The organism is Pseudomonas sp. GXZC, from assembly GCF_026967615.1.
Taxonomy (GTDB): Bacteria; Pseudomonadota; Gammaproteobacteria; order Pseudomonadales; family Pseudomonadaceae; genus Aquipseudomonas; species Aquipseudomonas azotoformans_A.
Genome location: NZ_CP114115.1, coordinates 1,812,158 through 1,837,183 on the forward strand (window position 1 = coordinate 1,812,158; position 25,026 = coordinate 1,837,183).

Here is a 25,026-nt window from a genome sequence, read left to right on the forward strand (position 1 = left end):
GGGGGCGATGAAAGTGGGGGAGAGCGGGTTGTGGGCGATGATCGAACGCAAGTTGCTCAGCCCCAGAAAACACAAAGCCCACCAAGAGGTGGGCTTTGTTGATGCAGGTGCTATCAGAACAACTTCAGCGCCGGTGCTTCTTCTTTCAACGGCTCGTTCTTCGCGGTCTGCTCGTTCCAACCGCCGCCGAGGGCCTTGTACAGGTTGACCTCGCTGGTCAGCTGCGCCAGGCGGTCGGTGATCAGCGATTGCTGGGCACTGAACAGTTGGCGCTGGGCATCGAGGAACGTCAGGTTGCTGTCGACACCAATGCGGTAGCGACGCTCGGCCAGGCGGTAGTAATCCTGGTTGGCCGCGACGAAGCCACGTTGGGCATCCAGTTGCTGCTTGTAGGTCTCACGTGCGGCGAGGCCGTCGGAGACTTCCTGGAAGCCGGTCTGAATGGCCTTCTCGTAGTTCGCCACGTTGATCTCTTTCTGGATCTTCGAGTAGTCCAGGCTGGCGCGCAGACTGCCGGCGTTGAAGATCGGGATGTTGATCTGCGGAGCGAACGACCAGGTGCCCGAACCACCCTTGAACAAGCCGCCCAGGTTCGGGCTCGCGGTGCCGGCGCTGGCGGTCAGGGTGATGCTCGGGAAGAACGCAGCACGGGCTGCGCCGATGTTGGCGTTGGCGGCCTTGAGGTTGTACTCGGCCTGGACGATATCGGGACGACGTTGCAGCAGGTCGGACGGCAAGCCGGCCGGCACTTCGCTGAGCAGGTCATCCGACAGCGGCTTGCTGGCGATATTCGCCGGCAGGCCGGTGCCCAGCAGCAGGGTCAGGCTGTTTTCGTCCTGGGCCACCTGGCGGGTATAACGCGCCAGGGCGACCCGGGCGTTTTCCACCGAGGTGCGCGACTGGCTCAGGTCGAGGGCCGAGGCCACGCCGACTTCGTTGCTGCGCGAGGTCAATCGGTAGCTTTCTTCGAAAGCACCCAAGGTGTCCTTGGTCAGCTTGAGCAGTTCCTTGTCGGCCTGCCAGGTCAGGTAGGCATTGGCCACACTGGCCACCAGGCTGATCTGGGTACTGCGCCGTGCTTCTTCAGTGGCGAAGTACTTTTGCAGGGCTTCTTCACTCAGGCTGCGTACGCGACCGAACAGGTCCAGTTCATAGGAACTGATCCCGAGACCGGCCGAGTATTGGCTGCTGATGGTCGATTCGCCGGTCTGCGACAGGCGGGCCGGGGTACGCGAACGGCTGCCGCTGCCCGTGGCCGACACGGCCGGGAACAGGTCGGCGCGCTGGATCTGGTACTGCGCGGCGTAGGCGTCGATGTTCAGGGCCGCGACACGCAGGTCGCGGTTGTTCACCAGCGCGGTCTGGATCAGCTGTTGCAGGGCAGGGTCATGGAAAAACTGCTTCCAGCCCTGCTCGGCAGCGGCCTGGCTCGGCGCCTGGGCCGACGAATACGCCGGCCCCTGCGGGAACTGTGCGGCCACCGGCGCTTCGGGGCGCTGATAGTCAGGTATCAGCGAGCAGCCACTGAGCACGAATGCCGTGACCGCTAGGGAAAGTAGCGACTTGCTCATTGGCCAGCCTCTTTAGGGGTTTCAGTTGTGTCAGTCTTTTTACGTTCGCCAGCGGCGGATACGGTTGCGAAGAACAACGGCACCCAGAAGATCGCCAGCACAGTGGCCGTGATCATACCGCCAATTACACCGGTACCGATGGCGTGCTGGCTACCTGAGCCTGCGCCCGAGGAAATCGCCAGCGGCAGTACGCCGAGGATGAACGCCATGGAGGTCATGATGATCGGGCGCAGACGCATGCGGGACGCCTCAATGGCCGCCTCGACGATGCCTTTGCCCTGTTCGTGAAGCTCTTTGGCGAACTCCACGATCAGGATGGCGTTCTTCGCCGCCAGACCCACCGTCACCAACAAGCCCACCTGGAAGAACACGTCGTTGGACAGCCCGCGCATGCTGGTGGCGATCAACGCACCCACCACACCCAGCGGCACTACGAGTACCACCGCGATCGGGATCGACCAGCTTTCGTACAGGGCCGCGAGGCACAGGAACACCACCAGCAGCGACAGGGCGTACAGCGCCGGCGCCTGGGAGCCGGACAAGCGTTCTTCGTACGACAGGCCCGTCCAGGCATAGCCCACGCCCGCCGGCAATTGCTTGGCGATACGCTCGACTTCGGCCATCGCATCACCGGTACTGTAGCCCGGTGCCGGAGTACCGAGGATTTCCATCGCCGCTACACCGTTGTACCGCGAGAGCTTCGGCGAACCGTAGATCCACTTGCCCGAGGAAATGGCCGACATCGGCACCATCTTCCCGGAGTCACTGCGCACGTACCACTTGTCCAGGTCTTCCGGGGACATCCGGCCAGCGGCTTCGCCTTGCACGTACACCTTCTTCACTCGACCACGGTCGATGAAGTCGTTGACGTAGCTGCCACCCAGGGCAATCGCCAGGGTCTGGTTGATGCTCGACAAGGTGATGCCCTGGGCGCTGGCCTTCTCGTCGTCGACGGTGAGCTCGTACTGCGGCTCATCGTTCACGCCGTTAGGGCGCACACCCGCCAGGATCTTGCTTTGTGCGGCGGCACCCAGGAATTGGTTGCGCGCTTCCATCAGTTTTTCGTGGCCGACACCGCCCTGGTCTTGCAGGAACACGTCGAAACCGGTGGCGTTACCCAACTCCAGCACCGAAGGCGGCACGATGGCAAATACCATGGCGTCCTTGAAGGCGCCGAAGAAGTAACCCTGGGCACGCTTGGCCACTTCGAATACCGACATGGACGAATCGCGTTCATCCCATGGCTTGAGCATCACGAACGCCAGGCCCGAACTCTGGCCACGGCCAGCGAAGTTGAAGCCGTTTACGGTAAACACCGATTTCACGGCCTTGCCTTCGCCCGGCTCGCCTTCCTTGTCGTTCAGCAGGAAGGCACGCATGTCGTCGATGACTTTTTGCGTACGCTCAGCCGAAGAACCGACCGGGGTCTGCACCTGGGCAAAGATCACGCCCTGGTCTTCTTCCGGCAGGAACGCGCTCGGGATGCGGGTGAACAGCCAGATCATGCCGACGAAGATGATCAGGTACACGAAGAATGCTGGAAACTTGTGCTTGATCATGTTGCCCACGCCGCGCTCGTAGCTCAGTACGCCACGGTCGAAGGTGCGGTTGAACCAGCCGAAGAAACCACGCTTGGGTTGGCCGTGTTTCTCAGGGTCGATCGGCTTGAGCATGGTGGCGCACAAGGCCGGGGTAAAGATGAGGGCAACCAGTACCGACAACGCCATGGCCGAAACGATGGTGATGGAGAACTGTTTGTAGATCACACCGGTGGAGCCACCGAAGAACGCCATCGGCAACAGTACCGCCGACAGTACCAGGGCAATACCGACCAGGGCGCCCTGGATCTGGCCCATGGATTTCACCGTCGCTTCTTTAGGCGACAGGTGTTCCTCGGCCATCACCCGCTCGACGTTTTCTACCACCACGATGGCATCGTCCACCAGCAAGCCGATGGCCAGGATCATGCCGAACATGGTCAGGGTGTTGATGGTGAAGCCGAACGCGGCCAGGATCCCGAAGGTACCCAGCAATACCACCGGCACCGTCATGGTGGTGATGATGGTGGCGCGGAAGTTCTGCAGGAACAGGAACATTACGAGGAACACCAGCACGATCGCTTCGACCAGGGTATGCACCACGCCGGAGATCGATTCGGTCACCACCGGCGTGGTGTCATACGGCACCACTGCCTTCATGCCAGGCGGGAAGAACGGTTCCAGCGACGCCACGGTGGCGCGGATGGCCTTGGCGGTGTCCAGGGCGTTGGCGCCCGATGCGAGCTTGATCGCCATACCGGAAGCTGGCTTGCCGTTGAACTGCGCACTGATGCTGTAGTTCTGGCCGCCCAGTTCGATACGTGCGATGTCACGCAGGCGAACCTGCGAGCCGTCGGCGTTCACCTTCATCAGGATCTTGCCGAACTGCTCGGCAGTCTGCAGGCGGGTCTTGCCGATGATGGTCGCGTTCAGTTGGGTGCCGGGCAGGGCAGGCAGGCCGCCCAATTGGCCGGTGGCCACCTGGACGTTCTGGGCCGCGATGGCGGTGCTGACGTCGACCGGGGTCAACTGGTAGTTGTTCAGCTTGGCCGGGTCGAGCCAGATCCGCATGGCGTACTGCGAACCGAACACCTGGAAGTCACCTACACCCGCGGTACGCGAGATCGGGTCCTGGATGTTGGACACGATGTAGTTGGACAGGTCGTCCTTGGTCATGCTGCCGTCTTCCGACACCAGACCGATCACCATCAGGAAGTTCTTCACCGACTTGGTCACGCGGATACCCTGCTGCTGCACTTCTTGCGGCAGCAATGGGGTCGCCAGGTTCAGCTTGTTCTGCACCTGGACCTGGGCGATGTCCGGGTTGGTACCCTGGTTGAACGTCGCGGTGATGGTCATGCTGCCGTCGGAGTTACTGTCCGAGGCGACATAACGCAGGTTGTCGATACCGTTGAGCTGTTGCTCGATGACCTGCACCACGGTGTCCTGCACGGTTTGTGCGGACGCGCCTGGGTAGGTCACCTGGATGTCGATGGCGGTGGGCGCGATGGCCGGGTATTGGTTGATGGGCAACTTCAGGATCGACAGTGCCCCGACCAGCATGATCACCAGGGCAATTACCCAGGCGAAAATGGGACGGTCGATAAAAAATTTCGACATGGGTTACTCCCCCTGGCCAGCAGCGGCAGCAGGAGCTGGAGCAGAACCGGCAGGCTTGGCGTTGTCGGCGTCCTTGACCTTGACTTCGATGCCCGGCTTGATGAATTGCAGGCCTTCGGTGATCACACGGTCACCGGCGTTCAGGCCTTTTTCCACCAGCCAGTAGGCGCCGGCAGTGCGGTTGGCCACCAGTTGACGCTGTTCTACCTTGTTGTCCTTGTTCACCACCATGGCAGTCGGGATACCTTTGATATCGCGGGTCACGCCTTGTTGTGGTGCCAGGATGGCTTTGCTGTTCACGCCAGCTTGTAACTGGGCGTGTACGAACATGCCCGGCAGCAGGGTGTGGTCAGGGTTGGGGAACACGGCGCGCAGGGTCACGGAACCGGTGGTCTGGTCAACCGACACTTCGGAGAATTCCAGTTTGCCGTCCTGGCCATAGGCGCTACCGTCTTCCAGGGTCAGCTTGACCTTGGCGGCGTTGGCGCCGGCTTTTTCCAGCTGGCCGCTTTCCAGGTCGCGGCGCAGTTTCAGCATTTCAGCCGAAGACTGCGTGACGTCGACGTAGATCGGGTCCAGTTGCTGGATCACGGCCATGGCATCGGTCTGGCCATTGCTGACCAGCGCGCCTTCGGTCACCGAAGAACGGCCGATACGCCCGGAGATCGGTGCGAATACTTTGGTGTAGCGCACGTTGATCTGGGCCGTTTGAACGTTTGCTTCCGCAGTCATGCGGTTGGCGACGGCGGTGTCGTATTCCTGGCGGCTGACGGCTTGTTCATCGACCAACTGCTTGTAGCGGTCGGAGATGGACTTGGTCTGGGTCAGGCTGGCTTGTGCGCTTTTCAGGGTGGCGTCATACACCGACGGGTCGATCTGGTAGAGCTGTTGCCCTTCCTTCACGTCGCCGCCTTCCTTGAACAGGCGCTTGAGAATGATGCCGTTGACCTGTGGGCGAACTTCCGCGATGCGGTAGGCGGTGGTGCGGCCTGGCAGCTCGGACGTCAGGGTATAGGCTTGCGGTTGAATGGTGACCACGCCGACCTGAGGGGTTTGAGCGGGCGGAGCCGCTTCTTCCTTTTTACATCCGCTGAGCAGCGATGCCAGGGCGACGGCAGTGACCAGAGCGGTAACAGCTGGCTTAAGTTGCATGAAGATCCTCGGGTCAGGCGCGCAGGGTGCGCACAAGAAGTGTGGAAGGGTAAAAAACAAGCGCTGACTGGATAAGTAGCTTGCTACGCAATATACTTACGTTCATGGTTGTTTGTAAACTCTTGACAGGCTGCGCGGAATGTTGACAAAGCAACGCCCAAAGCCTCGATTTCATTACGTTCGCCACCCATGACGGTGTCGTCCCACAAATATTCGGATGATCGTTACCGACGGTTAATTCTGCGTTAACGATAGTCTCAAGTGCCCTGATTGAGGTTGTACTGCCATGGTTCGTCGCACCAAAGAGGAAGCTCAGGAAACGCGCAGCCAGATTCTTCAAGCCGCCGAGCAAGCCTTCTATGAGCGCGGCGTCGCGCGGACCACGCTGGCGGACATCGCCGCGCTGGCCGGTGTGACGCGGGGTGCCATCTATTGGCATTTCAGTAATAAATCCGATTTGCTGCAGGCGCTGCTCGACACGCTGCATGAGCCGCTGGACGAGTTGGCCAGGGCGAGTGAAAGTGAGGATGAACTCGACCCGCTGGGCTGTATGCGCAAGCTGCTGATTCATTTGTTTCATCAAGTGGCCCTGGACCCGAAAACCCGGCGCATCAACGAGATCTTGTTCCATAAGTGCGAATTCACCGATGAAATGTGCGACATGCGTCGCCAGCGTCAGACCCACAGCCTGGAATGCAACCTGCGCATCGGCCTGACCTTGCGTAACGCGGTCCATCGCGGGCAACTGCCGGAAAACCTCGATACCACCCGTGGCGCGGTGTGCATCCACGCCTACATCAACGGGCTGATCGGCCAGTGGCTGCTGGTTCCCGACAGCTTCCAACTGCATCAGGACGCCGAGCGCTGGGTGGATGCCGGGTTGGACATGCTGCGCTGGAGCCCCAGCCTGCGCAATTAAGACAAAATGCGTAATTGCATCAGGTTGTGTCAACAGTAAAGCCCAAGGACAGTCAATCGTCCTTCCGCCTGATCGGTGGGGTGACTTTATATACGGGCTGGCGGGCAGTTGATAGGTAGCCGCCTAAGTATTTTGTAGCGATTTTGTTGCAGGGCTGTGAAGGAATGTTTCCTGGCCTCCATGAAAAAGCCCCGGTTCCTGCGAACCGGGGCTTTTTCGTTTCAGCTTGTTACGTCAGATCGCCAGTGTCGGGTAGTCGATGTAACCCACCGGGCCCTTGCTGTAGAAAGTATCTGGGCGTGCTTCGTTCAATGGTGCGTCGGCTTTCAAGCGAGCCGGCAGGTCCGGGTTGGCAATGAACGGCACACCCCAGGCCACGGCGTCGGCTTTACCATCGGCCAGCCAGGCGTTGGCGCTGTCCTTGGTGAAGCGTTCGTTGGCGATGTACACGCCGCCGAACGCTTTCTTCAGTTGTGGGCCGAGGCTGTCGCCGGCTTCTTTTTCACGGGAGCAGATGAAGGCAATGCCACGTTTGCCCAGTTCGCTGGCGACGTAGGTGAAGGTTTCCGCCAGGTTGTCGTCGCCCATGTCGTGAGAGTCGGCGCGTGGTGCCAGGTGCACCCCCACACGGCCAGCGCCCCAGACTTCGATGGCTGCGTCAGTCACTTCCAGCAGCAGGCGTGCACGGTTTTCCAGGGAGCCGCCGTACTGGTCAGTGCGTTTATTGGTGCTGCTCTGCAGGAACTGGTCAAGCAGGTAGCCATTGGCACCGTGGATTTCCACGCCGTCGAAACCAGCGGCCTTGGCGTTCTCGGCACCGGTGCGGTAGGCGTCGACGATGTCAGCGATTTCTGCGGTTTCCAGGGCGCGTGGCGTTGGGTAGTCGGCCAGTGGGCGCACCAGGCTGACGTGGCCTTTAGGCTGGATGGCGCTCGGGGCCACCGGGCTTTCGCCGTTGAGGTACGACTCATGGGAAATACGCCCCACGTGCCACAGTTGCAGGAAGATCTTGCCGCCTGCGCCATGGATGGCCTTGGTGACGTTGGCCCAGCCGCGCACCTGGTCGTTGGACCAGATACCCGGCGTGTCCGGGTAGCCCACGCCCAGTGGCGTCACGGACGTGGCTTCGCTGAGGATCAGCCCGGCGGAGGCGCGTTGCACGTAGTACTCGGCCATCAGCGCGTTGGGCACGCGACCGGCGTCGGCACGGCAGCGGGTCAGCGGCGCCATGATGATGCGGTTCGACAGTTCCAGGTCGCCCAGTTTGATCGGATCGAAAATAGTCGTCATGGGGAAAGCACCTTTGTCTTTGAAGTGGATCAGTTAGTCGCAGGGGCCAGGTCGGCATCGCCGGTCTGACGGAAAGTAATCAGGGTCACCAACAGCGCGAGGATCGCCAGGGCCGCTGCGGCCAAGGGCACGCTGGTCAGGCCGAAACCGTGCGCAATCACGCTGCCGCCGACCCAGGCGCCGAGGGCATTGCCGATGTTGAAAGCACCGATGTTTAGGGTGGACACCAAGTTCGGTGCGGCCTTGCCGAAGGTCACCACGTTGATCTGCAACGCAGGCACGGCGGCGAACGACGCGGTGGCCCACAGGAACAGGGTGATTTCGGTCGGGATCACGGCGACGCTGGTCCAGGTCAGTGCGGTGGAGACCACCGCCATGCTGATGAACACGCCGATCAGGGTGGCCGCCAGACGCTTGTCGGCCAGCTTGCCGCCGATGATGTTGCCCACGGTGAGGCCCAGGCCGATCAGCAACAGCGTCCAGGTCACGCCTTTGGGCGACACGCCGGTGACATCGCCCAGCAACGGTGCGACATAGGTGAAGAGGGTGAACATGGACGCGGCAAACAGCGCGGTCATGCTCAACGACAGCCAGATGCCGGCGCCTTTGAGGGCGGCCAGTTCGGCGCGCATGTCGAGTTTCTCTTCATCGCGCTTGGCCGGCAGGAAGCGGATCAGGCCGATCAACGCCACCACCCCAATCGCCGTCACCGCCCAAAAGGTCGAACGCCAGCCGGCTTCCTGGCCGAGAGCCGTGCCCAACGGCACGCCCAGCACATTGGCGAGGGTCAGGCCGGTGAACATCAAGGCCACGGCCGAAGCCCGCTTGTTGGCCGGCACCAGGTTGGCGGCTACGACTGAACCAATCCCAAAGAATGCTCCGTGGCACAGCGCGGTGACGACACGGGCAAACATCAGCACGTTGTAGTCACTGGCCAGGGCGCAGAGCAGGTTGCCGATAATGAAGATACCCATCAACGCTACCAGTGCCGCCTTGCGTGGCAGCTTGGCGGTGGCCAGTGCCATGAACGGCGCACCGATGGCCACGCCCAGGGCGTAGCCGGTCACCAGCCAGCCGGCGCCAGGAATCGACACACCCAGGTCCGCCGCCACATCGGGCAGCAAGCCCATGATGACGAACTCGGTGGTGCCGATGGCGAAGGCGCTGAGGGCCAGTATGAGTAGCGAGAGGGGCATTAGCGTTTCCTTGTTACAACGCGGCGCTGTCGTGCGCGCTGAGTTCGGTGGTGAGCGCGGCGAGGAAGGCCTGGATGGTGTCCTCGTTGCGTTTGAAAAAGTGCCACTGGCCGGCTTTCTGGCTGCTGATCAACCCGGCGCGTTGCAGGGTGGCTAGGTGGGCTGACACGGTCGACTGGGACAAGCCGCAGCGCTGGTCGATCTGCCCGGCGCAGATGCCGTATTCGTGGTTGTGCAGTTGTTCGGGGAATTGCACTTTCGGGTCTTTCAGCCAGGTGAGGATGTCTCGTCGTACTGGGTGTGCCAGGGCTTTTATTATTTCGTCGAGGTCAATGGACATGGCAGGTGCTCGGTGTCGTACAGCGTTATATCGCGATGAGGCGAACTTTATATCGGTCTATCCCGATAGACCAATATGATTTTGGTCTGAGCCTAGGCTCATTCGGTATATCGGGTTATAACGATACGTTGAGGGCAGTGGTAGACTGCACGCCATGAATTATCTCGCACATCTGCACCTGGGCGGCCAACTTCCTGCGCAACTGCTGGGCAGCCTCTATGGCGACTTCGTCAAAGGCCGCCTGCAGGGCCAGTTCAGCCCGCAAATCGAATCGGCGATCCAGCTGCATCGTTCCATCGACCGCTTTACCGACAGCCACCCGCTGGTGGGGGAGGCGTTGTCACGCTTCAGCCTGACCCGCAGGCGCTATGCCGGGATCGTTCTCGATGTGTTTTTCGACCACTGCCTGGCGCGGGACTGGACCTTGTATGCCGACCAGCCCCTGGAGCGTTTCACGTCGCAGGTGTACCGCGTGCTGGCGGCCGAGCCGCAATTGCCGGGGCGGCTGGCGCAGATTGCGCCGTACATGGCGGCGGATGATTGGTTGGGCTCGTACCGCGAGTTTGCGGTGATGGAGCAGGTGTTGCGCGGGATCTCCCGGCGCCTGACACAGCCCGAGGAACTGGGCCATGCCATGCAGGAGTTGCGGACGTTGTACGAGCCTTTGAGTGAAGATTTCCGGCGGTTCTACCCCCAATTGCAGGCATTCGCCGCCGAACATCGTTAAGCAGCGACCAACTCTCCAGCGCGACGCGGCTCGGCCGGCTGCACCACTTCACCAAACAACGCCTTCTGCACCGCCTGCTGCGCCTGATACGCCAGCGCCGCGCGTTCCTGTCCGGCGCAGGCTATCGGCTTGAGCACGTGGATTTCCACATCGCCCTGGTCGTTGGCAAACAAACGCATCAGGTGCGACAACAAATCATCATCGCCAATAAAAGGCGCCAGCGGGTCGACTTGGCCGTCACGCAGGTAACGGATCGCCACCGGTTGCAGCGACACATCCGCATCGATCGCACTGGCCAGCAAGCGCCCGTGGAAGGTGCGCAGGCTGCGCCCGTCGGTGGTGGTGCCTTCCGGGAACATCAACAGCGGGTGCTGTTGCTCCAGGTGGCGCGTCATCTGCTTGCGGATCAATTGGCTGTCGCCCGAACCGCGGCGGATAAACAAGCTGCCAGCCTTGGCCGCCAACCAGCCCGCTACCGGCCAGGTGCGCACTTCGGCCTTGGACAGGAATGACATCGGCGCCACGGCACCCAGCAGCGGAATATCGGTCCAGGACACATGATTGCTCACCCACAGCATCGGCTGCGTTGGCAATTCGCCGTGCACCGTCACGCGAAAGGGCAGGGCGTTGGTCAGCCGCGCCATGAAAAACCGCGACCAACGCTGGCGCCGTATCATCGAGTTTGCGATGCCCAAACGCTCGAACAGCCCAAACACACTGGCCATGCTCAAGCCCAACGCCACCACCACCAGCACGCGGGCAATGCGCCCGTAAACCCGCAGGCGGCTCATCACATTGCAGCCTTGAAGTGGCGGGCGTAACGCGGGCACAGCTCATCGCGTTTGAGCAGGATGAACACGTCGGCCACCTGGAAATCTTCATCCCAGCACGGCTCGCCGCAGATCTTCGCACCCAGGCGCATGTACGCCTTGAGCAATGGCGGCATCTCGGCGATCACGTTGGACGGCAGGTCCAGCGCCGGCAGTGGTTTTTTCGGTTCGGCACGCAGGTGTTCGTTGCACAGGTAGCGTTCGCGCAGGCGCTGCATGATCGCGTGGGCCTGGATGCCGCCGTCGTGCATCGGGATGCTCGCGCACCCCATCAGGTAGCTGTAGCCGCCCTGGTTGAGCACCTCGGCCAACTCGCCCCACAACACGGCGATGGTGCCGCCGTTGCGATAGGCCGGGTCGACGCAGGTGCGGCCGATTTCCAGGATCGGGCCTTGCAGATGGAGCAAGCCATGCAGGCTGAATTCTTCTTCACTGTAGAACCGACCCAGGGTGCTGGCGGCCTGGTGGTCCAGCAGGCGGGTAGTGGCGACGAGTCGACCGCTGTTCAAGTCCCGCACGCCGATGTGGCTGCAGTGAACATCATAGTCATCCATGTCCAGGCCCAGTTCCGCGCCTTTCAGCTTGGCGTTGAACTCGCCGCTGAACACGTTGAACCGCAGGGCCTGGGCTTCCTGCAACGCCTGCGCGCCAACCAGGCGTTCGGCTTGCAGACGGCGTTCATTGCCGGTGTCGCTGATGCGGGCGATCTGAGTCATGGCGAGTCTCCGAGTGCCGGCCACGATTTCGGCCGGTCGACTTTGTTGTCCAAACTCAGGCTATGGAGGCCCGGTGTCATCTCCATGAAGTTATGGTGACGCTTGGATGACAGCCCTCTGTGTCGCAAATCTGTCATCAGCCTCGGCTAGGCTCGCGGGCTTGAATGCCCCCCTTGAGTTTGCGTCCATGGTCAGAGGCCTGTTGTGTGTTGCCCTGCTGTTCGTCACCGTTGCCGCTCACGCTGAAACCTGGCCCGATAAAGACTGGGCCAAGGGCACACCGCTTTCTGGTCCCGCTGTTGATGCCCTGGAGGCCTACGCCTTCCCGGCGCGGGACGACACCACCCGCCAAGGCATTCGCACCGACGCGCTGTTGGTAATCCGCGATGGAGTTGTTGTCTATGAGCGTTACGCCGCGCCGACCACCGCCAGCACCCCGCACCTCACCTGGTCTGTCAGCAAAAGCATCATGGCGACCGTATTGGGCGTGGCCTACGGCGAAAACCGCTTCAAACTGACCGACCCCGCCGCGCGTTTCTACCCGCCGATGAAACAGCACCCAACCGTGACCATGGCCGACCTGCTGCACTGGGCCTCGGGCCTCGACTGGCAGGAAGACTACGAATACGCGCCGCTGAAATCCTCGGTGGTGGCGATGCTCTACACCCGTGGCCGCGGCGATATGGCCGACTTTGCTGCCGACACCGAGGCTGCCACTGCACCGGGCCAGGTGTTCCGTTATTCCAGCGGCGACACCAATATCCTGTCCGCCACCCTTAAAGGCATGCTCGGGCACAAGGCTTATATGAGTTACCCGTGGGATGCACTGTTCAAACCCTTGGGCATTCGTAATGCCACCTGGGAAACCGACGCCGATGAAACCTTCGTCGCGTCCTCTTATGCCTACCTCACCGCTCGCGACCTGGCGCGTGTTGGCCTGCTGATGGCGCGGGAGGGTCGCTGGGGCGATCAACAACTCCTGCCGAAAGACTGGGTCGCCTTTAATCGACAGCCCTTCGACAAGTACAAAGCCGGTCAGGACGAAGCCGTCCCCGGTGGTCATTGGTGGCTCAATAAAGGCGCGTCAAGACCTTGGCCCGACGCCCCCGCCGACACCTTCGCCGCCCTCGGTCACTGGGGCCAGGCGCTGTACGTGATGCCTGACGAACACCTGGTCATCGTGCGCTACGGCGACGACCGCGACGGCAGCTACCGGCATAACGAACTGCTCAAACGCGTGCTCGCGGCGGTGCAACCATGATCCGCCGTCGGCCGTTTACCAGTGTGTTTTTGCTGTTATTGCTCGCCTTATTGGGTTGGTTCTGGCACGAGCGCGTCAACCTGCAAGCCTTCCCCGACATCATCGCGGCCTACACCGCGAAGGAGTACTGCTCGTGCCGCTATGTGGCGAACAACCCGGCGGAGTATTGCCGGGGGTACGTGAAGCAGTACGTGCCGACGAGTGCGTTCGGGGATAACCCGGAGCGCAGTGAGGTGACGGCCAGCGGTTTGGGGCGTACGCACACGGCGAGGTGGTTGGGCGAGCGACAGGGGTGTCGCCTATTACCCCAAGGTTCCACAGGGTGGAACCACCTTTGATTGTCCTTGCGCCCACATCGCGGTTAGCTGGCGATGTGCAGCAAACAAGAACGGGAACACCCGCCTGTGAGGAGAATCACCATGCGCCCACACCAGCACATCCTGGATTGGCTCAGCGACGTTGCCGGCGATTTGCACGCCGTGCGCCAAGACATCCACGCCCATCCTGAACTCGGCTTTGAAGAGAATCGCACCAGTGCGCTCGTTGCCAAATCGCTGCAGGACTGGGGCTACGAAGTGCACACCGGCATCGGCAAGACCGGCGTGGTGGGCGTGCTGCGCAATGGCAGCAGCCCCCGCACCCTGGGCATTCGTGCCGACATGGATGCGTTACCCATCATCGAAAACACCGGCGCGTCCTACACCAGCCAACACGCCGGTTGCATGCACGCCTGCGGGCATGACGGCCACACCACCATGCTGCTCGGCGCCGCGCGCTACCTGGCGGCGACGCGGAAATTTGATGGCACTTTGAACCTGATTTTCCAACCCGCCGAAGAAGGCCAGGGCGGCGCCGAAGCCATGCTGGCCGACGGTTTGCTGGGGCGTTTTCCCTGCGATGGCTTGTTTGGCATGCACAACATGCCGGGGCTGCCGGCGGGGCATCTGGGCTTGCGCGTCGGGCCGATGATGGCCTCGCAGGACTTGCTCACCGTGACCCTCGAAGGCGTTGGCGGCCACGGCTCCATGCCGCATTTGACGGTGGACCCGCTGGTGGCGGCAGCGAGCATGGTCATGGCGTTGCAGACGGTGGTGGCGCGCAATATCGACACCCAGGAAGCCGCCGTGGTCACGGTCGGCGCGCTGCAAGCGGGCCAGGCAGCCAATGTGATTCCCCAACAGGCGCTGTTGCGTCTAAGCCTGCGCGCGCTCAATCCCAAGGTGCGTGAGCAGATGCTGGAGCGCGTGTTCGCCATCATCCAGACCCAGGCCGCCAGCTTTGGCTGCACGGTGCAGATCGAACACCGCCCGGCCTATCCGGTGTTGGTCAATCACGCCGAAGAAACCGAATTCGCCCGCCAGGTCGGCGTCGCCTTGCTCGGCGCCGACGCGGTGGACGGTAACACCCGCACGCTGATGGGCAGCGAAGACTTCGCCTGGATGCTGCAACGCTGCCCCGGCAGCTACCTGTTCATCGGCAACGGCGTGTCGCGGCCGATGGTGCATAACCCCGCCTATGACTTCAACGACGACATCCTGCTGACTGGCGCCGCCTATTGGGGCGCGCTGGCCGAGAGCTGGCTCAAGCCTGCCTGACGACCTTCTTTTTCTGCCGCTGGACCCTTTCCCTCGATCGGTTGAATGGAGTGTTCCTCATGCAGACTGCAAAACCAGGTGTGTCCCGCACCCGCCAAGTGGTGGCGGCCGTGATCGGCAATGCGCTGGAATGGTATGACTTCATCGTTTACGGCTTTCTGGCGAGCATTATCGCCCGGCAGTTTTTTCCTTCAGATGACGAGTACGCCTCGCTGTTGATGGCCTTGGCCACTTTCGGCGTGGGCTTTTTCATGCGCCCGGTGGGGGGCATTCTGCTGGGGATCTATTCCGACCGCAAAGGCCGCAAGGCCGCGATGCAGTTGATTATCCGGCTGATGACCGTGTCCATCGCGCTGATCGCCTTCGCGCCCAACTACGCCGCCATCGGCATGGGCGCGCCGTTGTTGATCGTGGTGGCGCGCATGCTTCAAGGGTTTGCCACCGGCGGTGAATACGCGAGTGCCACGGCGTTCCTGGTGGAAAGCGCGCCGGCCCATCGCAAGGGCTTATATGGCTCCTGGCAATTGGTGGGGCAATGCCTGGCCGTGTTCGGTGGCGCGGCGATGGTGGCGGCGGTCACGCATTTCTTTTCGCCGCAAACCCTCGACCTGTGGGGCTGGCGCTTGCCGTTCGTGTTCGGTTTGCTGATTGGTCCGGTGGGCCTGTGGATTCGCCGGCACATGGAAGACCCGGAAGAATTCATCGAGGCACGCAAACAGGCAACCGGCCCGGCGCCGAGCCTGATGCAGGTGGTGCGCGAGCATCGGCGCAGCATCCTCGTGTCCATGGGCCTGGCCTGTGGCGCGACGGTGTCGTTCTATGTGGTGCTGGTGAACATGCCGACCTTTGCCCACAAAAGCCTCGGTCTGCCGCTGGATCAAGTGCTGATGGTGCAGATGTTTGCGGTGGCACTGATGACCGTAGTGATTCCACTGTCAGGGCTGCTTTCGGATCGCCTGGGGCGGCGGCCGGTGTTGATGGCGTTCACCTTGGCGTTTTTTGTGATGGTCTATCCGCTGTATGTGTGGGTCGCTGCTGCACCGTCCATCGAGCGGCTGCTGGTGATGCAGGTGCTGCTGTGCACCGCCATCGGCGGCTTTTTCGGGCCGGCACCGACGGCATTGGCTGAGCAGTTTCCCATCGAAGTTCGCTCGACCGGTGTATCGGTCGCCTATAACGTGGCGGTCATGGTGTTCGGCGGTTTCGCGCCGTTGATTGTCACTTGGCTGACCCAAGTGCTGGGCACGCCCGTCGCGCCCTCCTTCTATGTATTGTTCGCTTGCGTGCTGACGCTGCTGGGCACTTACTGCATGCATGAGGCGCCGCGGGCCAAGCAACCGCAGCCGTTTTCCAAAGAGGTGAAGCCTTGAGTATTGTTGATTGGGATGCCACTGAACTGTCGCGGGCGATCCATGCGCGGCAGGTGTCGTGCGAAGAGGTGATGCAGGCGTACCTGGCGCAGATCCAGCGCTTCAACCCGAGCGTGAATGCGCTGGTGTCGCTGCGCGATGCCGATGACGTGTTGGCCGAGGCGCGGGTACGTGATCGCGAGTTGGACCAAGGCCAGTCACGCGGCTGGATGCACGGTATGCCCCAGGCGATCAAGGACCTCGCGGCGACCCAAGGCTTGCGCACCACCTTGGGTTCACCGCTGTTCGCCGAGCACGTGCCCAGCGAAGACGCCATCAGCGTGGCGCGCGTGCGGGGCAGTGGCGCGATCATCATCGGCAAGACCAACGTGCCGGAGTTCGGCCTAGGTTCGCAGACCTACAACACGCTGTTTGGCACCACCGGCAATGCCTACGACCCCAGTCTTGTCGCGGGCGGCAGCAGCGGCGGGGCGGCGGTGGCCCTGGCCTTGCGTATGCTGCCGGTGGCCGACGGCAGCGACATGATGGGCTCGCTGCGCAACCCGGCGGCGTTCAACAACGTGTTTGGCTTGCGTCCGTCCCAAGGCCGAGTGCCTTACGGACCGACACCGGAACTGTTCGTGCAGCAATTGGGCACCGAAGGCCCGATGGGCCGCAGCGTCACGGATGTGGCGCGATTGTTGAGTATCCAGGCGGGTTACGACCCACGGGTGCCGTTGTCGTCCAAGGAGGACCCGGCAGTGTTCGGTCAGCCCTTGCAGCGTGATTTCAAGGGCGCACGCTTGGGCTGGCTGGGGGATTACAACGGCTATCTGCCGATGGACGACGGCGTGCTGAGCCTGTGCGAATCGGCCCTCGGCGATTTCACTGCGTTGGGCTGCACGGTGGAAAGCTGCCAGCCGGACTTTTCCATGGCGCGGCTGTGGCGCAGCTGGTTGGTGCATCGCCACTGGCTGGTGCACGGCAACCTCGGCGCGGCCTACGCCAACCCGCAGAAACGCGCACTGCTCAAGCCCGAAGCGCAATGGGAAGTGGAGGGTGGCCTGGGTTTGACGGCCCAGCAGGTGTACCAGGCGTCGGTGGATCGCAGCGAGTGGTATCGCGCGCTCGCCCAGCTGTTCGAGCGTTACGATTTCCTGCTGTTGCCGACTGCCCAAGTGTTCCCTTTCGATGCACAACAGCCCTGGCCGCGCCTTGTTGGCGGGCGTGAAATGGACACCTATCACCGCTGGATGGAGGTGGTGATCGGCCCGACCCTGGCCGGGCTACCGAGCATGAGCGTGCCGGTGGGGTTCAACCCCCAGGGCCTGCCCATGGGCGTGCAGATCATCGGCCCGGCCCAGGCGGATCGCGCGGTACTGCAATTGGCCTATGCTTATGAGCAACTGACGCAATGGGTGCAGCGTCGGCCGCCGACGTGCCTGGCGTCGACGGATTGATCCGCGACCGGGCCTGTATCTTGCTGTGAACAATGATCATCCATCGGCAACAGGGAGATCGAACATGGAGACAGGCACCGTACGCTCGGTCGAGCGCGCACTGGCAATCGTCGAGTTGCTGGGCGAGCACCAGGCCCTGGGGCTGGAGGAGTTGCACTACCTCACACGTCTGCCCAAGGCCACGGTGTCGCGCATGTTGCTGACGTTGCAGGAGCAGGGCTGGGTCTATCGTGGCCTGAGTGATCGCCGTTACCGCCTGCGCGCCCAACGCCTGTTTGGTGACACCCAGCAACGCTTCAAACGCCAGGTGGTAGAGAGCGCGGCGCCGTGGCTGCTGGAACTCAGCGAGCGCACCGGGCTGGTGGTGGATTTGTCCTGTTTTGATGGCGAGCGCCTGGAAGTCATGGAAAGCGCGATCCCCAGCGTGTTGCGCAAGCTATACCCCAACAATTGCCAGATCGTCGGCCAGCACGCCAGCCTGTTTCATTCGGCGATGGGCAAAGCCTGCCTGACCCAATTGCCGGCCGAAGAGGTGCAACGGTTGGCCGGTCGCGACCAGGTGGCGGCGGACGAGCAATACCAGGCCTGCGAGCAAACCCAGCACCAGGGCTTCGGCCAGCGCACCGAGGGGTATTGGGAGTATCCGGTGCGCCTGCCGTTTCTGATTCGCGCCGTGGCCCTGCCGGTGCGCGCCAACGGTCGCCTGGTCGGCAGCATGGCGTTGCATTGGCCGATGCATCAGGCGCCGGTGGAGCGGGTGCTGAACCTGCACATGGCCAGCCTGGAAGAGACGGTGCGCGAAGTGCAGAGGCTTCTGTGGTGAGCGGGTATGTTGTGGTGAGCGGGCTTGCCCCGCGCTGGGTGGCGCAGCCACCCCAATAAAACCGCCGCATTTTTCAGACAAAATGCGGCGCCTGGGTTTGGGGCCGCTCCGCGCCCCAGCGCGGGGCAAGCCCGCTCACCACAGAAAAGCCCGCTCACCACAGGAGACCGGTTCACTACAGAAAGCCTGTTCAGCTTAACAAGCTGTTAACTGCAGACTTTGCTTCCTCTCCAACGGACGGTTAAGGTTCGTTCAGGTTTTTCGCCCCATGAGTCTTCAATGTTCAACGCTTCTGTGATCAAACCCCTGGCCTTCGCCCTGTTGGCCGCCGCCGCTGTGCCTGCCCATGCCGACTGGTACCTGGATAACGAGTCCTCGCGTCTGTCCTTCGTCACCACCAAGAACACCGAAATCGCTGAAGTGCAGCGCTTCCTGGTGTTGCACGGCAAGGTCGACAGCAAGGGCGCGGCGCAGCTGGAGGTGGAGCTGGAGTCGGTCAACAGCGGCATCCCGCTGCGCGACGAGCGCATGCGCAACCAGTTGTTCGAGATCAAGACCTTTCCCGATGCGTTGATCAACGCGCAGATCAACCTGCAGCCGATCAACGATTTGGCCCCGGGCGCGCAATTGGAATTGCGCCTGCCGTTGTCCGTGACCCTGCACGGCAAGACCCAAACCTACAACGCCGAGCTGTTGGCCACGCGCTTGGACGACCGACGCTTCCAGGTGGTGACCCTGGAACCGCTGGTGATGCATGCCGAGGACTTTGACCTGGCGCCGGGTGTGGCGGCGTTGCGCAAGGCGGCGGGGCTCAAGTCGATCAGTCTGTCGGTGCCGGTGGGTGCGGTGCTGATCTTCACGGCGCGCTGACATGAGCGGCGCGGTGTTCCCCTGGCGCAGCGCCAACCGTTTCGAATTGCTGATCGACGGGCCGAATTTCTTCCCGCAGATGCTGGTGGACATTGCCCGCGCCGAGCAGCAAGTCGAGCTGGAGTTGTACCTGGTGGAAGCCGGCGCCTGCGCCGAAGCCATGGTGCAGGCGTTGGTGCTCGCCGCCGAACGCGGCGTGCAGGTGCGCTGCCTGTTCGATGATTACGGTAGCCTGGCGTTTACCCTCGGGCTGCGTAAACGCTTGACCGACGCGGGTGTAGAACTGCGTTTTTACAATCGCCTGAGCTGGCGCCGTTGGATGCGCAATCTGTACCGCGATCATCGCAAACTGTTATTGATCGACCAGAGCATCGCCTTTGTCGGCGGCACCGGCGTGACCGACGAGTTCTGGACGCCGGGCAGTGACAGCGCCGACTGGCATGAAGTCATGGTGCAGATCAGCGGCCCGTTGGTGCAGGACTGGCAAGCATTGTTCGACCGTCAATGGCACGCCAACAACGCGCGCCGCGCGTGGAAACCCGCCACCCATTTTGGCTTGCCACGCTTGCCCAAAATGCCGGCCACCGGGCCGGGGCTAGGCCGCGTCGCCTACGCCGACGCCCGACAACACCGGGATATTCTGCAATCGCTGATCCGTGCGTTGCACAGCGGCAAACAGCGGATCTGGTTGGCGACCCCGTATTTTCTGCCCACCTGGGGCGTACGCCGTGCGTTACGTCGGGCCGCAGGGCGTGGCGTAGACGTGCGTTTGCTGCTCACCGGCCCGCGCACCGATCACCCCTCCGTGCGCTATGCCGGTCACCGTTATTACCCGCGTCTGCTGCGTTCGGGTGTGCAGATCTTTGAATACCAACCGTGCTTCCTGCACCTGAAAATGGTGCTGGTGGATGACTGGGTCAGCGTGGGCTCGTGCAATTTCGACCACTGGAACCTGCGCTTCAACCTGGACGCCAACCTGGAGGCGTTGGACCCTGAATTGACGCGGGCGGTGGCGGGCAGTTTCGAGCGGGATTTCGCGCAAAGTCTGGCGGTGAGCCTGGAGGCGTGGAAGTCGCGGCCGTTGTGGCGGCGGGTGAAGCAGCGGGTGTGGGGGTGGATTGATCGGTTGGTGGTGAATTTGCTGGATAGACGCGGCTAGCTTAAACACTGACCGCGTCTACAGCTTTAGATCAGAGCAATTCGAACGTCTGCTGCTGCACATCCTGGGAATCCAACCCGATCTGCACATTGAACTCGCCCGGCTCTGCCGCGAACTTCAGCTGGGTGTTGTAGAACTTCAAGTCTTCCTCGGTGATGGTGAAGTGCAACGTGCGTTCTTCGCCGGCCTTGAGCATGACTTTCTGGAAGTTCTTCAGCTCCTTGATCGGGCGGATCATCGAGCCGGCCACGTCCTGGATATACAGCTGCACCACGGTTTCGCCGTCCACCTTGCCGGTGTTGGCCACTGTCACACTGGCGTCGAGCTTGCCGGTCTTGTTCAGGGTGGTGGACGACAATGCCATGTCCGACAGGCTGAACGTGGTGTAGCTCAAGCCGTAGCCGAACGGGAACAGCGGACCGGTGGTGTCATCGAAGTATTGCGAGGTGTAGTTGCCCGGCTTGCCTGGGGTGAACGGCCGGCCGATGGTCAGGTGGTTGTAGTAGGTCGGAATCTGCCCCACCGAGCGTGGGAAGGTGATCGGCAGTTTGCCCGACGGGTTGTAGTCACCAAACAGTACGTCGGCAATCGCGTTGCCGCCTTCGGTGCCGGCGAACCAGGTTTCCAGGATTGCGTCGGCCTGTTGGTTCTCTTCGAGAATCGACAGGGGGCGGCCGTTCATCAGCACCAGCACCAGCGGCTTGCCGGTGGCCTTCAGGGCCTTGATCAGGTCGCGCTGGCTTTGCGGGATGTTCAGGTCGGTGCGGCTTGAGGATTCATGGGACATGCCACGGGACTCGCCCACGGCAGCCACCACCACATCGGCATCCTTGGCGGCCTTGACGGCCTCGTCGATCATCACCTGGGCTGGGCGGGTGTCATCCACCACCTCCGGTGCATCGAAGTTGAGGAAGTTCAGGTAGTCGACCACGGCCTTGTCGTTGGTGATGTTGGCGCCACGGGCGTAGATGATCTTGCCTTTCTCGCCGATCACCGCGTTCAAGCCGTCGAGCAGGGTGACCGATTGTTCCGGCTTACCGGCGGCAGCCCAACTGCCCATCATGTCGATCGGCGCCTTGGCCAGCGGGCCCACCAGGGCAATGGTCGCGGATTTCTTCAGCGGCAGCGTGTTGTTCTGGTTTTTCAGCAGCACCAGGCTGCGGCGGGCGATGTCGCGGGCTTCGGCGCGGTGCAGGCGGCTTTCGGCGTAGGTGTCGGCCGGGTCATCTTCGGCCTTGCCGATGCGCAGGTACGGGTCTTTGAACAATCCCATGTCGTACTTGGCGCCGAGCACTTCGCGCACGGCGTTGTCGATGTCGCTCTGCTCGATCTCGCCGGACTTGAGCAGGCCGGGCAACTCCTTGCCGTACAGTGAGTCGTTCATGCTCATGTCGATGCCGGCCTTGATCGCCAGCTTGGCGGCTTCACGCCCGTCCTTGGCCACGCCGTGCTTGATCAGCTCGAAGATCGCGCCGTGGTCGCTGACGGCCAGGCCCTTGAAGCCCCAGTCCTTGCGCAGCAGGTCGTTCATCAGCCAGGTGTTGGCGGTGGCGGGCACGCCGTTGATCGAGTTCAGCGCCACCATCACGCCGCCGGAACCGGCCTTGATCGCCGCGTGGTACGGCGGCAGGTAGTCCTGGTACATCTTGACCGGGCTCATGTCGACCACGTTGTAGTCGCGGCCGCCTTCCACCGCGCCATACAGGGCGAAGTGCTTGACGCTGGCCATGATGCTGTCTGCATTCGCCGGGCTCACACCCTGGAACGCCTTGACCATCACTTCGGCGATGCGTGATACCAGGTAGGTGTCTTCACCGAAGCCTTCGGAGGTGCGGCCCCAGCGTGGGTCGCGAGAGATGTCGACCATCGGCGCGAAGGTGATGTCGAGGCTGTCGGCGGCGGCTTCCTGGGCGGCGATGCGCCCGGAGCGGCCGATGGCGTCCATGTCCCAGCTGGAGGCCAGGGCCAGGCTGATCGGGAAAATCGTGCGGTGGCCGTGGATCACGTCGTAGGCGAAGAACATCGGGATCTTCAGGCGGCTGCGCATAGCCGCGTCCTGCATCGGACGGTTTTCCGGGCGGGTGATGGAGTTGAAGGTGCCGCCGATGCGGCCGGCGGCGATTTCCTTGCGGATCAGTTCGCGGGGCATTTCGGGGCCGATGCTGATCAGGCGCAATTGGCCGATCTTTTCATCCAGGGTCATCTGCTTGAGCAGGTCGCTGACGAAGGCGTCCTTGTCTTTAAGCGCAGCAGGCTTTGTTTCTGCCCATACGGGGTGACTGGCCAGAGTGGCAACAAGGCCGAGCAAACACAGCTTTTTCATGAATATCCTTTTTCGGCTCACTGCACAGCGAAAATGCGCTGATCTGCCAAAATGTGGGGAACATATGTTGTTGTTCGAGTGTTATTGCAGAAAATGCACCACACTTCTGAACTCTTATTTGTGCTGGGCATCTTTTTAGCTGATTGATCTGATGCAATCCAGTCGCGGCAGCGGATTATGCCTTACCGTTGCCACATTCCACCAAGGTTCGCCAGGAGAAACACCATGCAAGCAGCACAAGGCTACCGCTGGGGCGTGAAAGCCGCAGTTTTGTTACTAATTAGTACCGTATTGAGTGGTTGCGGCATCAACAACATTCCCACACTGGATGAACAGGCCAAGGCCGCCTGGGGCCAGGTACAGAACCAATACCAACGCCGTGCCGACCTGATCCCCAACCTGGTGGAAGTGGTCAAGGGCTACGCCGCCCATGAGCAAGACACCCTCACCGCCGTGATTGAAGCGCGGGCCAAGGCCACCTCGATCCAGGTGGACGCGAGCACCCTCGACAACCCGGAAAAACTCAAGCAGTTCCAGCAGGCCCAAGATGGCTTGAGTGGTGCACTCAGCCGCTTGATGGTGGTGTCCGAGCGCTACCCGGACCTGAAGGCCAACCAGAACTTCCTGGCCCTGCAATCCCAGCTTGAAGGCACTGAGAACCGTATCGCCGTGGCTCGCCGCGACTTTATCCAGGCGGTGCAGGCCTACAACACTGAGATCCGCACTTTCCCTGGCCGTCTGTGGCACAGCGTGATGTACAGCGACTTGCCGATCCGCGCCACGTTTGAAGCCACCAGTGCCGATGCCGATAAAGCGCCGCAAGTGAAGTTCAAATAAGGCTGCGCTGAGGTGTCGATGCGTTTATTACGGATAGGCCTGGCGTTGTGGCTGTTGGCCTGCGTCGGTGCGGCCCAGGCGGCGCTGACCTTCCCGGCGCTGACCGGGCGGGTGGTGGACAACGCCCAGATGATCGACCCGGCCACGCGCCAGCAACTGACGCAGCAGTTGCAGGCGCTGGAGCAGACCTCCGGCGACCAGATCGTGGTGGTCACCGTGCCTGACCTGCAGGGCGTGCCCATTGAAGATTTCGGTTATCAATTGGGCCGCGAGTGGGGTATCGGCCAGAAGGGCAAGGACAACGGCGCGCTGTTGATCGTCGCCCGCGATGAGCGCAAATTGCGCATCGAAGTCGGCTATGGCCTGGAAGGTGTGCTCACTGATGCGCAGTCGTGGGTGATCATCAACCAGGTGATTGCGCCGGCGTTCAAGGCCGGTCACTACAGCAAAGGCATCAGCGACGGCGTGGCCGCGATGGTGCAGGTGGTGGGCGGCGAACCGCTGGCCGTGCCGGCGCATGTGGCGGATGCCAACTTTGCCAAGGATAATCCCGGGTTTTCCATCGGCTTGTTTATCCTGCTGATCGGCGTGTTGTGGCTGTGCAATCGCATGGGGCTGCCGGTGGGCGCTATTTTGCTGGCGATTCTCAGCAGCAGCGGCCGTGGCGGAGGCGGAGGCGGAGGCGGTGGTTTCCGGGGCGGCGGTGGCGGCTTCGGCGGCGGCGGGGCTTCAGGCGGCTGGTGATGATAATAATGAGAGAGCAAGCACAACCATGGCATTACTGACTGAACACGAGCAGCGCCAAGTCGCGGAAGCGATCGCCCGCGTGGAAAAAACCACCGACGCAGAGTTGGTGACCGTGCTGGCCGCCCGCGCCGACGACTACGCCTATATCCCGCTGTTGTGGGCCAGTCTGATCGCGTTGGTGGTGCCCGGCGTGGTGCACTACTTGTCGGGCTACCTGACCATGTACACCTTGCTGTTGGCGCAATGGGCGACATTCATCGTGTTGTGCCTGGTGTTCCGTTTGCCCAAGGTGACCACGCGGTTGATCCCGCGTTCTGTGCGCCACTGGCGCGCGTCCAACCTGGCGCGGCGGCAGTTCCTGGAGCAGAACCTGCACCACACCCTGGGCAGCACTGGCGTGCTGATTTTTGTCAGCGAGGCGGAGCGGTACGTCGAGATCCTGGTGGATGACGGCATTTCCAAGCGCCTGGATGACGGCAGTTGGGATGTGATCGTCAAGGCGTTTACCCAGCAGGTGAAACAGGGGCAGACGTTGGCGGGGTTCATTGCGTGCATCGAGGCCTGTGGCGAGTTGTTGAAGGTGCATGTGCCGGTGACGCAAACCCGCAATGAACTGCCCAATCGATTGGTGGTGCTGGAGTAAGGCGTACCGCTGGTCAAATAACTCCGTGCCCTGGCGGGCTATCCCCCCTAAAATGCCGGG

The 25,026-nt window shown here is 62.0% G+C and carries 22 protein-coding genes; 13 read left to right on the forward strand and 9 right to left on the reverse strand.

The window, feature by feature from the left end:
- Positions 1–113: 113 nt before the first annotated feature.
- From adeC to OZ428_RS08605, 3 genes are read right to left on the reverse strand one after another with little or no spacing between them, the layout of a single operon-like run.
- Complete coding sequence (gene adeC, locus OZ428_RS08595) at positions 114–1,571, reverse strand: AdeC/AdeK/OprM family multidrug efflux complex outer membrane factor (RefSeq protein WP_033902719.1); 1,458 nt, start codon at positions 1,569–1,571, stop codon at positions 114–116.
- On the reverse strand, positions 1,568–4,729 hold the full coding sequence (locus OZ428_RS08600; RefSeq protein WP_038849800.1) for an efflux RND transporter permease subunit: 3,162 nt from the start codon (positions 4,727–4,729) through the stop codon (positions 1,568–1,570). The genes adeC and OZ428_RS08600 overlap by 4 nt, the downstream gene beginning before the upstream one ends.
- 3 nt (positions 4,730–4,732) lie before the next feature.
- Complete coding sequence (locus OZ428_RS08605) at positions 4,733–5,881, reverse strand: efflux RND transporter periplasmic adaptor subunit (protein ID WP_033902717.1); 1,149 nt, start codon at positions 5,879–5,881, stop codon at positions 4,733–4,735.
- Positions 5,882–6,167: 286 nt separating this feature from the next.
- Here OZ428_RS08605 and OZ428_RS08610 point away from each other — a divergent pair, with 286 nt between their 5' ends.
- Entirely contained in the window at positions 6,168–6,800 is a 633-nt protein-coding gene (locus tag OZ428_RS08610; RefSeq protein ID WP_033902716.1) for a TetR family transcriptional regulator, read from the forward strand.
- A gap of 234 nt (positions 6,801–7,034) precedes the next feature.
- Here OZ428_RS08610 and OZ428_RS08615 read toward each other — a convergent pair whose 3' ends face one another.
- The 3 genes from OZ428_RS08615 to OZ428_RS08625 are packed head-to-tail and all read right to left on the reverse strand — an operon-like array spanning position 7,035 to position 9,626.
- A complete protein-coding gene (locus tag OZ428_RS08615) occupies positions 7,035–8,090 on the reverse strand; it encodes an alkene reductase (RefSeq protein WP_269133117.1) in 1,056 nt (351 codons plus the stop codon).
- 29 nt (positions 8,091–8,119) lie between these two features.
- Positions 8,120–9,286: an MFS transporter gene (locus OZ428_RS08620; protein ID WP_133074373.1), complete on the reverse strand. Its 1,167-nt coding sequence runs from the start codon at positions 9,284–9,286 to the stop codon at positions 8,120–8,122.
- Between the two features lie 13 nt (positions 9,287–9,299).
- Positions 9,300–9,626 (reverse strand): ArsR/SmtB family transcription factor, encoded by a 327-nt coding sequence (locus tag OZ428_RS08625; RefSeq protein ID WP_016975101.1) that lies wholly within the window; start codon positions 9,624–9,626, stop codon positions 9,300–9,302.
- A 154-nt stretch (positions 9,627–9,780) separates the two neighbouring features.
- Between OZ428_RS08625 and OZ428_RS08630 the strand changes: the two genes are divergently transcribed.
- Positions 9,781–10,353, forward strand: a complete 573-nt coding sequence (locus OZ428_RS08630; protein ID WP_033902713.1) for an acyl carrier protein phosphodiesterase — start codon at positions 9,781–9,783, stop codon at positions 10,351–10,353.
- Here OZ428_RS08630 and OZ428_RS08635 read toward each other — a convergent pair.
- Together OZ428_RS08635 and olsB are read right to left on the reverse strand one after the other, a co-directional pair.
- Positions 10,350–11,144: a lysophospholipid acyltransferase family protein gene (locus OZ428_RS08635; protein WP_269133118.1), complete on the reverse strand. Its 795-nt coding sequence runs from the start codon at positions 11,142–11,144 to the stop codon at positions 10,350–10,352. The two genes, OZ428_RS08630 and OZ428_RS08635, sit on opposite strands and share 4 nt — an antisense overlap.
- A complete protein-coding gene (gene olsB, locus OZ428_RS08640; RefSeq protein WP_003172415.1) occupies positions 11,144–11,899 on the reverse strand; it encodes an L-ornithine N(alpha)-acyltransferase in 756 nt (251 codons plus the stop codon). The genes OZ428_RS08635 and olsB overlap by 1 nt, the downstream gene beginning before the upstream one ends.
- 187 nt (positions 11,900–12,086) lie before the next feature.
- On the opposite strand from olsB, the gene OZ428_RS08645 reads away from it, so the two are divergent.
- The 8 genes from OZ428_RS08645 (at position 12,087) to OZ428_RS08680 (ending at position 20,416) form a co-directional block, all read left to right on the forward strand.
- Positions 12,087–13,160, forward strand: coding sequence for a serine hydrolase domain-containing protein (locus OZ428_RS08645; protein ID WP_269133119.1), 1,074 nt, complete (start codon positions 12,087–12,089; stop codon positions 13,158–13,160).
- On the forward strand, positions 13,157–13,498 hold the full coding sequence (locus OZ428_RS08650; RefSeq protein WP_269133120.1) for an amidase: 342 nt from the start codon (positions 13,157–13,159) through the stop codon (positions 13,496–13,498). Before OZ428_RS08645 ends, OZ428_RS08650 begins: the two co-directional genes overlap by 4 nt.
- 81 nt (positions 13,499–13,579) lie before the next feature.
- Complete coding sequence (locus OZ428_RS08655; RefSeq protein ID WP_269133121.1) at positions 13,580–14,755, forward strand: M20 aminoacylase family protein; 1,176 nt, start codon at positions 13,580–13,582, stop codon at positions 14,753–14,755.
- Positions 14,756–14,814: 59 nt separating this feature from the next.
- Positions 14,815–16,125, forward strand: coding sequence for a citrate-proton symporter (locus tag OZ428_RS08660; RefSeq protein ID WP_269133122.1), 1,311 nt, complete (start codon positions 14,815–14,817; stop codon positions 16,123–16,125).
- Positions 16,122–17,564: an amidase gene (locus tag OZ428_RS08665; RefSeq protein ID WP_269133123.1), complete on the forward strand. Its 1,443-nt coding sequence runs from the start codon at positions 16,122–16,124 to the stop codon at positions 17,562–17,564. The genes OZ428_RS08660 and OZ428_RS08665 overlap by 4 nt, the downstream gene beginning before the upstream one ends.
- Before the next feature lie 64 nt (positions 17,565–17,628).
- Entirely contained in the window at positions 17,629–18,387 is a 759-nt protein-coding gene (locus OZ428_RS08670) for an IclR family transcriptional regulator (RefSeq protein ID WP_269133124.1), read from the forward strand.
- A gap of 279 nt (positions 18,388–18,666) precedes the next feature.
- Complete coding sequence (locus OZ428_RS08675; RefSeq protein ID WP_133074362.1) at positions 18,667–19,257, forward strand: YceI family protein; 591 nt, start codon at positions 18,667–18,669, stop codon at positions 19,255–19,257.
- A 1-nt stretch (position 19,258) separates the two neighbouring features.
- Positions 19,259–20,416, forward strand: coding sequence for a phospholipase D-like domain-containing protein (locus OZ428_RS08680; RefSeq protein ID WP_269133125.1), 1,158 nt, complete (start codon positions 19,259–19,261; stop codon positions 20,414–20,416).
- A 31-nt stretch (positions 20,417–20,447) separates the two neighbouring features.
- Here OZ428_RS08680 and bglX read toward each other — a convergent pair whose 3' ends face one another.
- Positions 20,448–22,739 carry a beta-glucosidase BglX gene (gene bglX / locus OZ428_RS08685; protein WP_133074360.1) on the reverse strand — a complete coding sequence of 764 codons (2,292 nt, stop codon included), beginning with the start codon at positions 22,737–22,739 and terminating at the stop codon, positions 20,448–20,450.
- Positions 22,740–22,964: 225 nt separating this feature from the next.
- Between bglX and OZ428_RS08690 the strand changes: the two genes are divergently transcribed.
- From OZ428_RS08690 to OZ428_RS08700, 3 genes are read left to right on the forward strand one after another with little or no spacing between them, the layout of a single operon-like run.
- A complete protein-coding gene (locus tag OZ428_RS08690) occupies positions 22,965–23,576 on the forward strand; it encodes a LemA family protein (RefSeq protein ID WP_028619295.1) in 612 nt (203 codons plus the stop codon).
- Positions 23,577–23,594: 18 nt separating this feature from the next.
- The gene (locus OZ428_RS08695) at positions 23,595–24,320 is read left to right on the forward strand and encodes a TPM domain-containing protein (RefSeq protein WP_269133126.1); all 726 of its coding nucleotides are present in this window, start codon (positions 23,595–23,597) and stop codon (positions 24,318–24,320) included.
- 28 nt (positions 24,321–24,348) lie between these two features.
- Positions 24,349–24,966, forward strand: coding sequence for a TPM domain-containing protein (locus OZ428_RS08700; RefSeq protein ID WP_122724794.1), 618 nt, complete (start codon positions 24,349–24,351; stop codon positions 24,964–24,966).
- Positions 24,967–25,026: the final 60 nt, after the last annotated feature.

What these genes read in the sequence shown, in the direction of transcription:
- OZ428_RS08625 (WP_016975101.1), bottom strand. Translation starts at nt 9,626, where the DNA reads ATGTCCATTGACCTCGACGAAATAATAAAAGCCCTGGCACACCCAGTA.
- OZ428_RS08670 (WP_269133124.1), top strand. Translation starts at nt 17,629, where the DNA reads ATGGAGACAGGCACCGTACGCTCGGTCGAGCGCGCACTGGCAATCGTC.
- OZ428_RS08635 (WP_269133118.1), bottom strand. Translation starts at nt 11,144, where the DNA reads ATGAGCCGCCTGCGGGTTTACGGGCGCATTGCCCGCGTGCTGGTGGTG.
- olsB (WP_003172415.1), bottom strand. Translation starts at nt 11,899, where the DNA reads ATGACTCAGATCGCCCGCATCAGCGACACCGGCAATGAACGCCGTCTG.
- OZ428_RS08610 (WP_033902716.1), top strand. Translation starts at nt 6,168, where the DNA reads ATGGTTCGTCGCACCAAAGAGGAAGCTCAGGAAACGCGCAGCCAGATT.
- OZ428_RS08695 (WP_269133126.1), top strand. Translation starts at nt 23,595, where the DNA reads ATGCGTTTATTACGGATAGGCCTGGCGTTGTGGCTGTTGGCCTGCGTC.
- OZ428_RS08605 (WP_033902717.1), bottom strand. Translation starts at nt 5,881, where the DNA reads ATGCAACTTAAGCCAGCTGTTACCGCTCTGGTCACTGCCGTCGCCCTG.
- OZ428_RS08655 (WP_269133121.1), top strand. Translation starts at nt 13,580, where the DNA reads ATGCGCCCACACCAGCACATCCTGGATTGGCTCAGCGACGTTGCCGGC.
- OZ428_RS08620 (WP_133074373.1), bottom strand. Translation starts at nt 9,286, where the DNA reads ATGCCCCTCTCGCTACTCATACTGGCCCTCAGCGCCTTCGCCATCGGC.
- OZ428_RS08600 (WP_038849800.1), bottom strand. Translation starts at nt 4,729, where the DNA reads ATGTCGAAATTTTTTATCGACCGTCCCATTTTCGCCTGGGTAATTGCC.
- OZ428_RS08615 (WP_269133117.1), bottom strand. Translation starts at nt 8,090, where the DNA reads ATGACGACTATTTTCGATCCGATCAAACTGGGCGACCTGGAACTGTCG.
- OZ428_RS08650 (WP_269133120.1), top strand. Translation starts at nt 13,157, where the DNA reads ATGATCCGCCGTCGGCCGTTTACCAGTGTGTTTTTGCTGTTATTGCTC.
- OZ428_RS08700 (WP_122724794.1), top strand. Translation starts at nt 24,349, where the DNA reads ATGGCATTACTGACTGAACACGAGCAGCGCCAAGTCGCGGAAGCGATC.
- OZ428_RS08690 (WP_028619295.1), top strand. Translation starts at nt 22,965, where the DNA reads ATGCAAGCAGCACAAGGCTACCGCTGGGGCGTGAAAGCCGCAGTTTTG.
- OZ428_RS08660 (WP_269133122.1), top strand. Translation starts at nt 14,815, where the DNA reads ATGCAGACTGCAAAACCAGGTGTGTCCCGCACCCGCCAAGTGGTGGCG.
- OZ428_RS08680 (WP_269133125.1), top strand. Translation starts at nt 19,259, where the DNA reads ATGAGCGGCGCGGTGTTCCCCTGGCGCAGCGCCAACCGTTTCGAATTG.
- OZ428_RS08645 (WP_269133119.1), top strand. Translation starts at nt 12,087, where the DNA reads ATGGTCAGAGGCCTGTTGTGTGTTGCCCTGCTGTTCGTCACCGTTGCC.
- bglX (WP_133074360.1), bottom strand. Translation starts at nt 22,739, where the DNA reads ATGAAAAAGCTGTGTTTGCTCGGCCTTGTTGCCACTCTGGCCAGTCAC.
- adeC (WP_033902719.1), bottom strand. Translation starts at nt 1,571, where the DNA reads ATGAGCAAGTCGCTACTTTCCCTAGCGGTCACGGCATTCGTGCTCAGT.
- OZ428_RS08675 (WP_133074362.1), top strand. Translation starts at nt 18,667, where the DNA reads ATGTTCAACGCTTCTGTGATCAAACCCCTGGCCTTCGCCCTGTTGGCC.
- OZ428_RS08630 (WP_033902713.1), top strand. Translation starts at nt 9,781, where the DNA reads ATGAATTATCTCGCACATCTGCACCTGGGCGGCCAACTTCCTGCGCAA.